We start from the raw sequence: 15,139 nt of genomic DNA, 5'->3' as shown, positions 1-15,139 counted from the left end.
CTACTTCCGAATAGGCAGAAATACCGAGAATTCGGTATGGCCTGGCCAACTGGTAAATTCAATTTTGCCAGAATGTTGATCAATCAAACTGCGTGCGATAGATAACCCAAGCCCGGTGCCGCCTTCGCGTCCGCTCACCATCGGGTAGAACAAGGTATCCTGGAGATGCGACGGAATACCCGGGCCGTTATCTTCCACATCTATTCTCGCCGCGAGGCGATAACGCACGCCGTGCAGTGTCAGCTGGAAGGCGGTACGGGTGCGCAGAATAATTTCGCCCCCTTCCGGTCCCAGCGCCTGCAGAGCGTTACGCACTATATTCAGTAAAACCTGCTCGATTTGGTCTGGATCGTGCGCGAGCTCCGGCAAACTTGGATCGTAATCACGGGTTAAGGTGACATTCTCCGGCAGCTCCATCGACACTAGTTTCACTACACGCTCGGCCACTTTGTGAATACTTTCGGTAACATGCATCCCCGGTTGCTGCGGCCCCAGCAGGCGATCAACCAGGTTACGCAAGCGGTCAGCTTGCTCGATGATTACTTTGGTGTATTCCAGCAGTGCCGGATCGGGCAGGGCTTTGCTCAGCAACTGTGCCGCGCCGCGTAAACCACCAAGCGGGTTTTTAATTTCATGCGCCAGACCGCGTACCAGATCGCGCGCCGCAACTTGTTGGGCGTGCTGGAGCTGCTCCTGGCTAAGACGACGCTGATTATCCATCGGCGCCATTTCCAGCAGAATCAAACCATCCGGCAGACGTTGCGCCGTCAGCGAAAGAATGTGTGAGCGCCCGTCAATGACGAGCGTCACTTCGTTGTCGGTAAACCCCTGCCCGGCATGTAAACTTTCCCGCATCAAATCGATGTTCAGGGAAAAGTAACTCAGCAGTTCGGGGAGCGGAGTGCCGAATAGCTTACGAGAGCTTTGCGCCAGCAGTTGCTGTGCCGCAGGGTTGGCGTAATGTACCGCCAGCTCGTCATCAACCAGCAAAATGCTGTTGATCAAAGAATTGAGGATCTGCCCAGCATCGGGCAGCACGCCGCTTGCCATTTAGCAGTCTCCCGGAGGTGTGCACCAATTTAGTGCAGTATAGCGTTTTATTGGTAAAAAGCGCGTTAGATCAGGTTGTTGGTGGAGAAAAAAGCCCATCCAGGGATGGGCTAAAAGTTCCACGGCAACTAAAAATCCTCTGGCGTCTTTCTCACCGTAGCTGTGTTGGCTGCCCTCATTCGCCCGAATCAGTTAGTGAACTCAGTGATTCGGGACATATTCGGTTGCCGCCTTGCTGCGACAAGACTTCTGCCGAGTCTTAATTCTTAAACGCTGTAGTACAGTTCGAACTCTACCGGGTGCGGCGTCATGCGAACGCGGTCGTTCTCTTCGATACGCAGCGCGATGTAAGCATCGATAGCGTCGTCGGTGAATACGCCACCGGCAGTCAGGAACTCGCGGTCAGCATCCAGCGCGTTGAGCGCTTCTTCCAGAGAGCCTGCAACTTGCGGGATTTCTTTCGCTTCTTCAGCCGGCAGGTCATACAGGTTTTTGTCCATCGCTTCGCCCGGGTGGATTTTGTTTTTAATGCCATCCAGACCAGCCATCAGCAGCGCTGCGAAGCACAGATACGGGTTAGCAGCCGGATCCGGGAAGCGCACTTCGATACGACGCGCTTTCGGAGAAGCCACAACCGGGATACGGATAGATGCAGAACGGTTACGTGCAGAGTAAGCCAGCATTACCGGCGCTTCATAACCCGGAACCAGACGCTTGTAGGAGTTGGTGGTCGGGTTAGACAGGGCGTTGATAGCTTTAGCGTGTTTGATTACGCCGCCAATGTAGTACAGCGCCATTTCAGACAGGCCTGCATATTTGTCGCCAGAGAACAGGTTAGTACCGTTCTTGGACAGGGACATGTGGCAGTGCATACCGGAACCGTTATCACCGAACATCGGTTTCGGCATAAAGGTCGCGGTTTTGCCGAAGCGGTGAGCAACGTTATGCACCACGTATTTGTAAATCTGAATTTCGTCCGCTTTTTTGGTCATGGTGTTGAAGCGGGTAGCCACTTCGTTCTGACCAGCCGTTGCCACTTCGTGGTGGTGAGCTTCAACAACCAGGCCCATCTCTTCCATCACCAGACACATGGTGGAACGCAGATCCTGTGATGAATCGACCGGTGGAACCGGGAAGTAACCGCCTTTCACAGCCGGACGGTGACCTTTGTTACCACCTTCGTATTTGGTGGAGGTGTTCCATGCGCCTTCGATATCGTCGATAGCCACGCTGGAACCGGAAATGGAGCTGCCGAAGCGCACGTCGTCGAACAGGAAGAATTCCGGCTCCGGCCCAAACAGAACGGTGTCTGCCAGACCGGTAGAGCGCAGGTACTCTTCAGCACGTTTAGCGATGGAGCGCGGGTCACGGTCGTAGCCCTGCATGGTGCCTGGTTCGAGGATATCGCAACGAATGATCAGCGTAGACTCTTCGTAGAACGGGTCAATGACAGCGGTAGTCGCGTCCGGCATCAGCACCATGTCTGATTCGTTGATGCCTTTCCAGCCACCAATCGAAGAACCATCAAACATTTTACCTTCTTCAAAGAAGTCAGCGTTTACCTGATGGGCTGGGATAGTGACGTGCTGTTCTTTACCTTTGGTATCGGTGAAGCGCAGATCGACAAACTTCACTTCGTGCTCATTCAGCATCGTCAAAACGTGTTCAGCGGACATACTTAAACTCTCCCGGATTTGTCATTGTCGTCGTGGTAACGAGGTCTTCTAATTACTACGTAAGCTGGCGTAGTTATCGTACAATCGTTAAAGCGAAATCTATGCCAACTTTTAAATGCCCCTAAAAAGGCGTTATCATGCACGGTATAGTGCAAAAGGGCTGCACCATGATGGTTATGTTGCACCAATATAGTGCCTTTATGTGAACATAGGGCACTATATTGGTGCAATTTTCGTTAATTGCCCCTTTTAACGCTCCGTGAAAGCGATCACAAAGCATCTCTGCAATACTTGTTTGCGGGGGATGTTTGTGATCCTGTTTTGTAGTGCGATTAATCCGTGTACAATAACGCGCTATTTCTAAATGCCTGAGGCAAAGTTGTGATCGAAAATTTGCGTAACATCGCCATCATCGCGCACGTTGACCATGGTAAAACTACCCTGGTTGATAAGCTGCTGCAGCAATCCGGTACGTTTGATGCTCGTGCCGAAACCCAAGAACGCGTGATGGACTCCAACGATTTGGAGAAAGAGCGTGGGATTACCATCCTCGCGAAAAACACCGCGATTAAATGGAATGACTACCGTATCAACATCGTGGATACCCCAGGGCACGCCGACTTCGGTGGTGAAGTTGAACGTGTAATGTCCATGGTAGACTCCGTTCTGCTGGTCGTTGACGCAATGGATGGCCCAATGCCGCAGACGCGCTTTGTGACTAAAAAAGCATTTGCCCATGGTCTGAAGCCCATCGTCGTTATCAACAAAGTTGACCGCCCTGGCGCGCGTCCTGACTGGGTTGTTGACCAGGTATTCGATCTGTTCGTTAACCTTGATGCGACTGACGAGCAACTGGATTTCCCGATCGTTTACGCTTCCGCGCTGAACGGTATCGCAGGTCTGGATCACGAGAACATGGCTGAAGACATGACTCCGCTGTACCAGGCGATTGTTGACCGTGTTCCTGCGCCAAATGTTGACCTCGATGGCACCCTGCAGATGCAGATCTCTCAGCTCGACTACAACAACTATGTTGGTGTAATCGGCATCGGTCGTATCAAACGCGGTAAAGTGAAGCCGAACCAGCAGGTCACTATCATTGATAGCGAAGGCAAAACCCGTAACGGTAAAGTCGGTAAAGTGCTGACCCACCTGGGGCTGGAGCGTATCGATAGCGAAATCGCCGAAGCAGGCGATATCATTGCGATCACCGGTCTGGGCGAGCTGAACATCTCCGACACCATCTGCGATCCGCAGAATGTGGAAGCGCTGCCGGCACTGTCTGTTGACGAGCCGACCGTATCCATGTTCTTCAACGTCAACACCTCTCCGTTCTGTGGTAAAGAAGGTAAGTACGTGACTTCACGTCAGATCCTCGACCGCCTGAACAAAGAACTGGTGCACAACGTTGCACTGCGTGTTGAAGAAACACCGGATGCTGATGCATTCCGCGTTTCCGGTCGTGGTGAACTGCACCTGTCTGTTCTTATTGAGAACATGCGTCGCGAAGGTTTCGAAATGGCGGTTTCCCGTCCGAAAGTTATCTTCCGCGAAATCGACGGCCGTAAACAAGAGCCGTTCGAAAACGTCACGCTGGACGTTGAAGAGCAGCACCAGGGTTCTGTAATGCAGGCGCTGGGCGAGCGTAAAGGCGATCTGAAAAACATGAATCCGGACGGTAAAGGCCGCGTACGTCTCGACTACGTGATCCCAAGCCGTGGCCTGATCGGTTTCCGTTCAGAGTTCATGACCATGACTTCCGGTACCGGTCTGCTGTACTCCACCTTCAGCCACTACGACGACGTTCGTCCGGGCGAAGTAGGCCAGCGTAACAACGGCGTGCTGATCTCCAACGGTCAGGGTAAAGCGGTTGCGTTTGCGCTGTTCAGCCTGCAGGACCGCGGTAAGCTGTTCCTCGGTCACGGTGCGGAAGTGTATGAAGGCCAGATCATCGGTATTCACAGCCGTTCTAACGACCTGACGGTAAACTGCCTGACCGGTAAGAAACTGACCAACATGCGTGCGTCTGGTACAGACGAAGCCACGGTTCTGGTTCCGCCGATCAAGATGACCCTGGAGCAAGCTCTGGAGTTCATTGATGACGACGAACTGGTAGAAGTGACCCCGCTCTCTATCCGTATTCGTAAACGTCACCTGACGGAAAACGACCGTAAACGCGCCATGCGCGGAGCGAAAGAAGAGTAATCGCTCTTTATTTGCTTGTGAAAAAGCCGCTGATTTTCAGCGGCTTTTTTTATGTCTGTATCTTCTGCGCGTGAAGTCGCGAACTATTCAAGTCAGAACTTTCCCGCTACAGTTAACTCTCCACGGCTGGCAAGGAGAGAGAAATGCTCTATATCTTTGATTTAGGTAACGTGATTGTCGACATCGACTTCAACAGGGTGCTGGGTGCCTGGAGCGATTTTAGCCGTGTGCCGCTGGCGACCTTAAAGCAGAGTTTCACCATGGGCGAGCCGTTTCATCAGCATGAGCGCGGTGAGATCAGCGACGAAGATTTCGCCAAAGCGCTGTGTCATGAAATGGAACTACCGCTCAGCTACGAGCAGTTTTCCACCGGCTGGCAGGCGGTGTTTGTCGCGCTGCGCAAAGAGGTTGTCGACATCATGCACAAACTGCGTGAGCAGGGGCATCGGGTCGTCGTGCTGTCGAATACTAACCGTCTGCACACCACGTACTGGCCGGAGCAATATCCGGAAATTCAGGCGGCGGCTGACCATATCTATCTTTCCCAGGAGATGGGAATGCGTAAGCCCGAAGCGCGAATTTATCAGCAGGTGCTGGCGCTGGAAGGTTTTTCTGCCGAAGATAGCGTCTTTTTCGACGATAATGCGGACAATATCGCCGGTGCGGAACAACTTGGCATTACCAGTATCCTGGTGACGAGCAAAACGACCATCCCGGACTACTTCGCGAAACAGCTATGCTAAAAAATCTGCGGCATCATGCAAAACATCGCACGCGCCCGCTTGTTGCCTGGTTGAGGCTGCTTTGGCGGCGCATTGATGAAGACCATATGACGACGCTGGCGGGGAATCTCGCCTACGTCTCTTTGCTTTCGATTGTGCCGCTGATCGCCGTGGTGTTTGCTTTATTCGCTGTTTTTCCTATGTTTTCTGAAATTAGCATCCAGTTGCGCCACTTTGTGTTTGCCAATTTCATTCCCACTACTGGTGATGTGATCCAGAACTACATTGAGCAGTTTGTGGCGAACTCCACCAAAATGACGGCGGTCGGCGCATGCGGGCTGGTGGTGACATCGCTGCTGCTGATGTACTCCATCGATTCGGCGTTAAACACCATCTGGCGCAGTACGCGTGTACGCCCGCATGTTTATTCATTTGCCGTCTACTGGATGATCCTCACACTCGGCCCGCTGCTGGCGGGTGCCAGTCTGGCGATAAGCTCCTACTTGCTGTCACTGCGCTGGGCGAGTGAGCTGGATAGCGTGATTGACGATGTGCTGCGCATATTTCCGCTGATCCTGTCGTGGCTCTCTTTTTGGTTGCTGTACAGCATTGTGCCGACAACGCGTGTGCCGAACCGCGATGCTATCGTCGGCGCGTTTGTCGCGGCACTGTTATTTGAGTTAGGTAAAAAGATTTTTGGCCTCTACATCACCATGTTTCCGTCTTACCAGCTGATTTATGGCGTGCTGGCTGTCATCCCCATTTTGTTCCTCTGGGTCTACTGGACCTGGTGTATCGTCTTGCTTGGCGCTGAAATAACTGTCACTCTCGGTGAATACCGAAAACTCAAAATAGCCGCACAGCAAGAAGAAGCAGACCAACCATGATTGCATTAATTCAACGTGTTTCCCGCGCGAGCGTTAGCGTGGCGGGTGAGGTGACGGGCGAAATCGGCCCTGGACTTTTGGTGTTGTTGGGCGTCGAAAGGGAAGACGATGAACAAAAAGCGAACCGCCTGTGCGAGCGTGTGCTGGGGTATCGTATTTTTGGCGACGCGGAAGGGAAGATGAATCTTAACGTCCAGCAGGCTGGTGGGAGTGTGCTGGTGGTGTCGCAATTTACGCTGGCGGCGGATACAGAACGTGGAATGCGTCCGGGATTTTCCCGGGGCGCTGCGCCGGAAAAAGCCGAGGCGCTGTACCACTATTTTGTTGAACGTTGCCGCAGCCAGCAAATGGAAACGCAAACCGGGCGATTCGCTGCCGATATGCAGGTTTCGCTGGTCAACGACGGCCCCGTCACGTTCTGGTTGCAAGTATGAGCCAGCTTGCGGCGTGGCCCCTGGTTACAAGAGAGAGTGCTGCTATGTACCACCTTCGCGTACCGCAAACGGAAGAAGAGTTAGAACTCTATTACCAGTTCCGCTGGGAAATGCTGCGTAAACCGCTGCATCAACCGAAAGGTTCCGAGCGTGATGGCTGGGATGCGATGGCACATCATCAGATGGTTGTCGACGAAGAGGGCAACATTGTCGCTATCGGTCGGCTGTATATCAACGCGGATAACGAAGGGTCGATTCGCTTTATGGCGGTCCACCCGGACGTGCAGGAAAAAGGCCTCGGCACATTGATGGCGATGACGCTGGAGTCCGTGGCCCGCCAGGAAGGGGTGAAGCGCGTGACCTGTAGCGCCCGTGAGGATGCGGTGGCGTTCTTCGCGAAACTCGGGTTCGTCAATGAAGGGGAAATCACCGCGCCGCAAACCACGCCGGTACGCCACTTTTTGATGATCAAACCGATCGCCACGCTCGATGATATTCTGCATCGCGGCGACTGGTGCGGGCAGTTGCAGCAGGCCTGGTATCAGCATATTCCGCTAAGTGAAAAGATGGGTGTGCGTATTCAGCAGTACACCGGGCAGAAATTTATCACCACCATGCCGGAAACCGGCAACCAGAATCCGCACCACACGCTGTTTGCCGGTAGCCTGTTTTCCCTGGCGACGCTCACCGGCTGGGGGCTGATCTGGCTGATGCTGCGCGAACGCCATCTCGGCGGCACCATCATCCTTGCCGATGCGCATATTCGCTATAGCACGCCGATCACCGGTAAGCCGAGCGCGATTGCCGATCTTGGCTCGCTAAGCGGTGATTTGGACCGTCTGGCGCGCGGGCGCAAAGCGCGCGTTCAGCTCCAGGTTGAACTGTTTGGCGAAGATAAGCAGGGCGCGATTTTCGAAGGCATTTATATCGTGTTGCCCGCCAAACCCTTCGGCTCGTTTGAAGAGGGTGGTAACGAGGAAGAGTAAGCCGCTGCGCGCCTGACGATACAGGCGCGCAACGTCCTGCGAACAACCCCTACTGCGCGAAGAAAAACCACGCGGTTTTGATCAACCCATCCTGCACTTCATAAACCGCCATATTTTCAATCACCGACTCGCCGATGCCGTAGATTTTTTCGTGATCGAACACCTTATTGCCCATCACCGTGCGCGAGAGCAACTCGGCGCGTAATGCCGGGTTGTTAAAGCGATGCGCAGCATAAAAGGCACGTAATGCTTCACGCCCTTGCAGCGACGGCTCAGTGGATGGCAAGCGATAAGCGATAACATCGTCGCTAAAACAGGCGGTAAACTCCTCAATATCATGGGCATTGTAAGCAGCAAACTGCTTTTCCACAGGACTTACGTCAGCCATCGGCTCTCCTTTTTTCACGCGGTTATATCCTGGCCACCCGTGCGGCCACGTCTCTTATCGCGTCTTTTGCGCTTTGGCTGATCCCGGCAAGCTGGAAGAAGCCATGGATCACGCCCTGATATTGTGAACAAGTACAAGTTACGCCCTGCTCGGTCATGTGCTGAAACAGCGCCTCGCCCTCATCACATAACGGGTCGAACTCTGCGGTAATAATATGTACCGGCGGCAGACCGGAAAAATCATCGCGCCACAGCGGGCTGACATCCGGCAACAGGCGGTCGGTATCGCCAAGATACATTTCATAGCCCGACAACAGCGCCTCGCGGGTAATCACATAATCGGAACCGTTAAAGGTATAGCTGTCGAAATAGGCGGTGGCGTCGAGCATCGGGTAAATCAACACCAACTGGGCCGGTTGCCATGTCGCCGCGGCTTTCAGCCGTAGCGCCGTCACCAGCGCTAAGTGACCGCCTGCGCTATCACCTGCTAGCGTGATACGTTCCCTGTCGATTCCGAGTTTTTCGGCGTTGTTCCATATAATATCGGCACCAGATTGCGCATCATCATGCGCGACAGGCCAGCGATATTCCGGCGCTAGCCGATATTGCACAGCCACAACCCGGCAACCACTATAAAAGGCCAGCTGACGCAGTTGGTTATCGTGCGTGTCGAAGCCGCCGCTAATAAAGCAGCCGCCGTGGTAGTAAATCAACGCGGGAAGATGACCGCTGGCGTCCTGCGGTGAAAACAGACGAAACGTCATACCTTCAAGCAATATATCTTCAACCTGAACGCGCGTTTCCGTTTCCCCTGCCAGCACGGTGCTGGCGACATATCCACTGCGCCGGTCATCAATACTCTTCGCTCGCGCTGACGGGCGTCCAGCGGCAATAAAGTCGCTTACCAGCCCGGCAATACCTTTTTCCAGTGCCATTCCGCTAACCTTTATCTGTATAAATATCCAGTCTTTATAGCCTGGTTTAGCGTAAATGGGAACGGCTGATTTTTAATAACAGACGGCGAAATGACAGTGCCAGGGGAAGTAAAAAGAGGGGCTGACAACCCTTGCCAGAAAGGCAAGGGCTGGAGGAGATTATTCCCCTTCGCCGGGGAATAAAAACGGGTTGATGGAGCTGCGGGCGAAGCCTTCCTGCTCCATGCGGGCATCTAACACCAGCGAGGCCAAATCGTCCGCGACCGGCTCGACGTTCGGGTCTTTTTCCTGATACAGGATCTTCAGGTAAGTGCCGCAGTCGCCGCAGCTTTCCGCTTTGATTGCTGCCTGCTCGTTATCCAGCGACCAGTAGTGTAAATCGCGGGTTTGCTCGCAGTTGCTGCATTTGACGCGCACCACATGCCACTCGGTTTCACATAGGTTGCAGTGCAGATAGCGCAGCCCTTGCGTCGTGCCAATATGCACCATGCTAGAAACCGGCATTGCGCCGCACACCGGGCAGAACTGGCGCTGTTCACCATATTCCGCGCGCGCTTTGCCGGGAATAAGGCTGGCCATTTGCGCCCAGTAGAGCGATAGCGCAGCCCAGACAAAAGGCGCTTTATCACTGCTTACGGAGGCGAAATCAGCGGCAAACAGCGCGCTGGCCATCGCTTCCAGTTCCTGCGCAGAGGCTTTTTCCAGGTTCTCAATGACCGCCAGCGCCGGGCCACTCATCTCCGGCTTCAGCTCGGCTATAAGCGAATGCAGCAGCTTGTGCCAGTGCGTATCGCGCGGCAGCACATGAATGTCCAGCGGCGGTTTGCCCTGTTCGGCGGCTTCTTTAATGCGCGCAGTCAGGTCAATGTGCAGGGGGTGGTCGTAAAGCACCACTTCCTGGGCATGGGCGATAAGCGCAGCAAAGCGCAGATAATCACCCAGCGGATTACTCTCTGCCAGCTCACGCAAACGCTCTGCGCGGCGGTTATAGAGATTTTTCAGTCTGGGGAATAATAACGGCGGAATAACTTCCGCCGTGCGTTTATCGCTCTTCTCCAGCTCATCTTGCGGGATTATGCGAATACTCATTCAGTCGATTTTTCCGTTGTCTTGCGAACTTCCCGGTACCAGCGCGGGTGATGTTTCTTCGCCCACGAGCTGGTAACCCAGCCTTCCACCATTGCGGTTATCGTGCCTTTTACCCACAGGGCGGCGTAAATGTGCACCATAATAACCACAATTAACGCGACTGCGGCAAATGAATGCACCATCAACGCTAATCGGATCACCGGAATGGGAAACGCTGGCGCGAAGTAAGGGCGCCAGATAACCACGCCGCTTACCAGTAGCAACACCAGGAAAATAATCGCCGCCCAGAAAACACATTTCTGACCGAAATTATAGCGCCCGGTGTCACCCACTTCCTCATTGACGACGATCTTACGAATATTCTTCGCCCAAAAGATATCATCCCTATTGATGAGGTTATGGTGCCAGTAGCGGAAAAACATGATTATAAACGACGCGAACATCACCACGCCGACAAACGGATGGAGAATGCGCGCCAGCTGCGGCGTACCCAGAATGCCCATCAACCAGTTGAAGGAGGGGAAGAAAAACCCCAGCCCGCTCACCGCCGCCAGCACGAAGCAGAAGGCGGTGACCCAGTGGTTGATGCGCTCTGGCGCCGTGTAGCGCACGATGGTGTCACGTTTTTTCATTTGCGCACCTCGTCTTTCTCTTCATGCAGGTTATCGTCTTCCTCTTCTGCGCGGTTCGGACCGACACCGACATAGTGGAAGATGCTGGCAGCGAAGGTCGCGGCAAAGCCGACCGCCGCAAGTGGTTTCCAGATACCTTTCCAGAACTTCACGGTAGAGCTGATTTCCGGGTTCTCCGGCAGGCCGTGATACAGATTCGGCTTGTCGGCATGATGCAGCACATACATCACGTGCGTACCGCCAACGCCCGCCGGATCGTACAGACCCGCGTTGTCGTAACCACGGGTTTTCAGTTCCGCCACGCGCTCGCCGGCCAGCGTTTTCATATCCTCTTTAGAGCCAAAGTGGATAGCGCCGGTCGGGCAGGTTTTCACACACGCCGGTTCCTGACCCACGGTTACGCGGTCAACGCACAGCGTACATTTATAGACGCGGTTGTCTTCCGGGTTCATGCGCGGTACGTCGAACGGACATCCGGCGATGCAGTAACCGCAGCCGATGCACTGCTCAGACTGGAAGTCGACAATGCCGTTAGCATACTGAATGATAGCCCCTTCTGACGGGCATGCTTTCAGACAGCCAGGATCGGCGCAGTGCATGCAGCCATCTTTACGGATCAGCCACTCCAGTTTGTCGTTCTGTTCCACTTCCGAGAAGCGCATGACCGTCCACGATTTGGCGGTCAAATCCGCCGGGTTGTCATACACCCCGACGTTATGTCCCACCTCATCACGAATGTCATTCCACTCGGAACAGGCCACCTGACAGGCTTTACAGCCGATACAGGTGGTGACGTCGATAAGCTTCGCCACTTCCTGCTGGTGATCCCGCGCCTGCGGCGCGGGAGTGAAACCGTTAGTCGCGGAACGACGGATGATGTCTTGCGATTGATAAGCCATAAGTCGTCTCCGTTACACCTTTTCCACATTCACCAGGAACGCCTTAAACTCCGGCGTTTGGGTGTTCGCATCGCCGACAAACGGCGTTAACGTATTGGCGATAAAGCCTTTCTTCGCCACACCTTCATAACCCCAGTGGATAGGAATACCGATGGTATCGACTTCCTTACCGTGCACGTTGAGCGTGCGAATACGTTTGGTCACCACCGCCTTGGCTTTGATATAGCCACGGTTGGAGGAGACGCGCACCGTATCGCCCTGCGTGATGCCCAGCTTGTTCGCCAGTTTCTCGCCAATTTCCACAAACTGCTCCGGCTGCGCGATTGCGTTAAGCAGCGCGTGCTTGGTCCAGTAGTGGAAGTGCTCGGTTAAACGGTAAGTGGTACCGACATACGGGAACTTATCCGCTTTACCCATTGCTTCCAGATCGCCTTTAAACACGCGGGCGGCCGGGTTGGAAACCACTTTCGGGTGCAGCGGGTTGGTGCCCAGCGGCGTTTCAAACGGCTCGTAGTGTTCCGGGAACGGCCCTTCAGCCATCTTATCAAGTGCGAACAGGCGACCCATGCCTTCCTGCTGCATGATAAACGGCCCGACATTGCTGCCAGGTGCGGCAGCGCTGTAGTCCGGAATATCCACGCCGCCCCACTTCGCGCCGTCCCATTTCAGCAACTGACGCTTCGGATCCCACGGGTTGCCCTGCGGATCAGCGGAGGCGCGGTTGTAGAGAATGCGGCGGTTAAGCGGCCATGCCCATGCCCAGCCCAGCGTATTGCCGAGGCCCGACGGATCAGCGTTATCGCGGTTAGCCATCTGGTTGCCTTTCGGCGTCCAGCTCCCGGCGAAAATCCAGCAACCGCTTGAGGTGGTGCCGTCATCGCGCAGGTGAGCGAAGGTGCTTAACTGCTCGCCTTTCTTCGCCAGCACGGTGCCGGTTGCCGGATCGATAATATCCGCCAGCGCTTTACCGTTGCTTTCCATGGCCACTTCTTCCGGCGACGGGTTTTCCGGCGTCGAGTAGTTCCAGGTCATGTTCAGCACCTGTTCCGGGCTGGCGCCGCCTTCTGCCGCGTACATTTTACGCATACGCAGGAAGATGCCCGCCAGGATCTCGCCATCGTTCAGCGCATCGCCCGGGGCGTCCGCGCCTTTCCAGTGCCACTGCAACCAGCGACCTGAGTTAACGATAGAACCGTTCTCTTCTGCGAAGCAGGTCGACGGCAGACGGAACACCTCGGTCTGAATTTTCGACGGATCGACGTCGTTAAATTCGCCGTGGTTCTGCCAGAAGTTAGCCGTTTCGGTATTGAGCGGGTCAATCGTCACCAGGAACTTCAGTTTCGACAGTGAGGCGACAACTTTATTTTTGTTCGGGAACGACGCTACCGGGTTAAAGCCCTGGCAGAGATAGCCGTTGACCTTGCCCTGGTTCATCATCTCGAAGTACTGCAGGACGTCGTAACCCTTGTCCCACTTCGGCAGCCAGTCAAAGCCCCAGCTATTTTCCGCTGTCGCTTTGTCGCCAAAGAAGGATTTCATCATCGAAACGAAGAATTTCGGGTAGTTGCCCCAGTAGTTCACCTGTCCTTCCAGCAGCGGTTTTGGCGTGTTGGCGGTCAGATAGGTCTGGAGATCGGTCTGTTTTTCATTTGGCAGCGTCATATAGCCCGGCAGGCTTTGTGACAGCAGGCCAAGATCCGTTAGCCCCTGAATGTTGGAGTGACCGCGCAGGGCGTTCACGCCGCCGCCTGCCATCCCCATGTTGCCGAGCAGCAGCTGAATCATCGCCATGGTGCGGATGTTCTGCGCGCCAACGGAGTGCTGCGTCCAGCCAAGTGCATACAGGAACGACGCGGTTTTATCACGGGCGCTGGTTTCGGCGATGTATTCGCACACCTTCAGGAAATCCGCTTTTGGCGTTCCACAGATGTCTTCCACCACGTCCGGCGTGTAACGTGAGACGTGCGCTTTCAGCAGGTTCCACACGCAACGCGGATGGGTGAGCGTGGTATCGCGTTTGGCGAACCCTTTCTCATCCAGTTCGTAGTTCCAGCTGGTTTTGTCGTATTTACGTTTTTCCGCGTCATAGCCAGTGAACAGGCCATCTTCGAAGCCAAAATCTTCACGCACGATAAGGGTGGCGTTGGTATAGGCCTCGGTGTATTCGCGCTGATATTTTTCGTTGGTCATCAGGTACAGCAACACGCCTGACAGGAAGGCAATGTCAGTACCGGAACGAATCGGCGCATAGAAATCCGCAACAGAGGCGGTACGCGTAAAGCGCGGGTCTATAACAATCAGCTTCGCGCCATTGTGGATCTTGGCTTCCATCGCCCAGCGGAATCCCACCGGATGCGCTTCTGCCGCGTTCCCCCCCATCACAACGATAAGGTTGGCGTTTTTCATGTCGACCCAGTGGTTGGTCATCGCACCGCGACCAAAAGATGGAGCAAGACTTGCTACCGTTGGTCCGTGTCAGACACGCGCCTGGTTGTCGACGGCTAACATGCCGAGTGCGCGGGTGAATTTTTGCGTTAAATAGCCGGTTTCATTACTGGATGCGGATGCGCACAGCATCCCGGTGCTCAGCCAGCGGTTGACGGTCGTCCCTTCTGCGTTTTGCGCAATATAGTTGGCGTCACGATCCGCTTTCATTAATTTGGCGATGCGGGTAAAGGCTTCATCCCACGAAATTTGTTGCCACTTATCCGAGCCTGGCGCGCGGTATTCCGGGTATTTCAGGCGGCTTTCAGAGTGGATGAAATCCACCAGACCTGCGCCTTTCGGGCACAGCGCCCCACGGTTTACCGGATGATCAGGGTCACCCTCGATATGGAAGATTGACGCTTTGGCGTTTTTTGCTCCATCGCCGAGGCTGTACATCAACAGCCCACAGCCGACGGAACAATATGTGCAGGTATTCCGGGTTTCGCGGGTGCGCAGCAGTTTATACTGCCGTGTTTCCGCGAGCGCAACACTCGGGGCAAAGCCCAGCGCCGCTGCCGTGGTTCCTGCCATACCGCCAGCGCAGATCTTAAAGAACTGCCTTCTGCTGACCTGCATGGTTTGCTCCTGGTTCGACATTACTCTTATCGTTTTTTTCTTTGCGGTGCTTTTCGCAAAGGTTCAGAATTGCTGTTAATCCCTCATATCCTGGGGGATTAGCAACGAAGAATACCACAATGTAGGTATGCTCATTCTGACGTGAAGGATTCAGAACTGCTGCTATTCCCTCTT

Annotated in this window: 13 protein-coding genes; 5 read left to right on the top strand and 8 right to left on the bottom strand. The window is 54.4% G+C overall.

Annotated elements, in window-relative coordinates; genetic code table 11:
• Both glnL and glnA read right to left on the bottom strand, forming a co-directional pair.
• A complete protein-coding gene (gene glnL, locus JKP81_RS20820; protein WP_200553211.1) occupies positions 1 to 1,050 on the bottom strand; it encodes a nitrogen regulation protein NR(II) in 1,050 nt (349 codons plus the stop codon).
• Positions 1,051 to 1,316: 266 nt separating this feature from the next.
• A complete protein-coding gene (gene glnA, locus JKP81_RS20815) occupies positions 1,317 to 2,726 on the bottom strand; it encodes a glutamate--ammonia ligase (protein ID WP_017460102.1) in 1,410 nt (469 codons plus the stop codon).
• A gap of 381 nt (positions 2,727 to 3,107) precedes the next feature.
• On the opposite strand from glnA, the gene typA reads away from it, so the two are divergent.
• The 5 genes from typA to fabY all read left to right on the top strand — a co-directional run bounded on the left by typA (position 3,108) and on the right by fabY (position 7,960).
• On the top strand, positions 3,108 to 4,931 hold the full coding sequence (typA, locus tag JKP81_RS20810) for a ribosome-dependent GTPase TypA (protein ID WP_200553210.1): 1,824 nt from the start codon (positions 3,108 to 3,110) through the stop codon (positions 4,929 to 4,931).
• Positions 4,932 to 5,074: 143 nt separating this feature from the next.
• Positions 5,075 to 5,674 (top strand): glucose-1-phosphatase, encoded by a 600-nt coding sequence (yihX, locus tag JKP81_RS20805; RefSeq protein ID WP_200553209.1) that lies wholly within the window; start codon positions 5,075 to 5,077, stop codon positions 5,672 to 5,674.
• Positions 5,668 to 6,540, top strand: a complete 873-nt coding sequence (locus JKP81_RS20800; RefSeq protein WP_200553208.1) for a virulence factor BrkB family protein — start codon at positions 5,668 to 5,670, stop codon at positions 6,538 to 6,540. The genes yihX and JKP81_RS20800 overlap by 7 nt, the downstream gene beginning before the upstream one ends.
• A complete protein-coding gene (gene dtd, locus JKP81_RS20795; RefSeq protein WP_017459695.1) occupies positions 6,537 to 6,974 on the top strand; it encodes a D-aminoacyl-tRNA deacylase in 438 nt (145 codons plus the stop codon). The genes JKP81_RS20800 and dtd overlap by 4 nt, the downstream gene beginning before the upstream one ends.
• A gap of 44 nt (positions 6,975 to 7,018) precedes the next feature.
• Positions 7,019 to 7,960: a fatty acid biosynthesis protein FabY gene (gene fabY / locus JKP81_RS20790; RefSeq protein WP_020455892.1), complete on the top strand. Its 942-nt coding sequence runs from the start codon at positions 7,019 to 7,021 to the stop codon at positions 7,958 to 7,960.
• A gap of 49 nt (positions 7,961 to 8,009) precedes the next feature.
• Here fabY and JKP81_RS20785 read toward each other — a convergent pair whose 3' ends face one another.
• The 6 genes from JKP81_RS20785 to fdnG all read right to left on the bottom strand — a co-directional run bounded on the left by JKP81_RS20785 (position 8,010) and on the right by fdnG (position 14,965).
• Entirely contained in the window at positions 8,010 to 8,348 is a 339-nt protein-coding gene (locus JKP81_RS20785) for a nuclear transport factor 2 family protein (RefSeq protein WP_200553207.1), read from the bottom strand.
• A 22-nt stretch (positions 8,349 to 8,370) separates the two neighbouring features.
• Positions 8,371 to 9,282, bottom strand: coding sequence for an alpha/beta hydrolase (locus JKP81_RS20780; RefSeq protein WP_200553206.1), 912 nt, complete (start codon positions 9,280 to 9,282; stop codon positions 8,371 to 8,373).
• A 159-nt stretch (positions 9,283 to 9,441) separates the two neighbouring features.
• A complete protein-coding gene (gene fdhE, locus JKP81_RS20775; protein ID WP_200553205.1) occupies positions 9,442 to 10,371 on the bottom strand; it encodes a formate dehydrogenase accessory protein FdhE in 930 nt (309 codons plus the stop codon).
• Entirely contained in the window at positions 10,368 to 11,003 is a 636-nt protein-coding gene (gene fdoI / locus JKP81_RS20770; protein ID WP_017459690.1) for a formate dehydrogenase cytochrome b556 subunit, read from the bottom strand. Before fdoI ends, fdhE begins: the two co-directional genes overlap by 4 nt.
• On the bottom strand, positions 11,000 to 11,902 hold the full coding sequence (gene fdxH, locus JKP81_RS20765; protein ID WP_017459689.1) for a formate dehydrogenase subunit beta: 903 nt from the start codon (positions 11,900 to 11,902) through the stop codon (positions 11,000 to 11,002). Before fdxH ends, fdoI begins: the two co-directional genes overlap by 4 nt.
• Before the next feature lie 12 nt (positions 11,903 to 11,914).
• The gene (gene fdnG, locus JKP81_RS20760; protein ID WP_200553204.1) at positions 11,915 to 14,965 is read right to left on the bottom strand and encodes a formate dehydrogenase-N subunit alpha; all 3,051 of its coding nucleotides are present in this window, start codon (positions 14,963 to 14,965) and stop codon (positions 11,915 to 11,917) included.
• Positions 14,966 to 15,139: the final 174 nt, after the last annotated feature.

The sequence above is a fragment of the Kosakonia sp. LAM2021 genome (genome assembly GCF_016620385.1).
GTDB lineage: Bacteria > Pseudomonadota > Gammaproteobacteria > Enterobacterales > Enterobacteriaceae > Kosakonia > Kosakonia sacchari.
The sequence above is the reverse complement of the archived record's forward strand: the minus strand, read 5'-3'. Positions and strand labels throughout refer to the sequence as shown.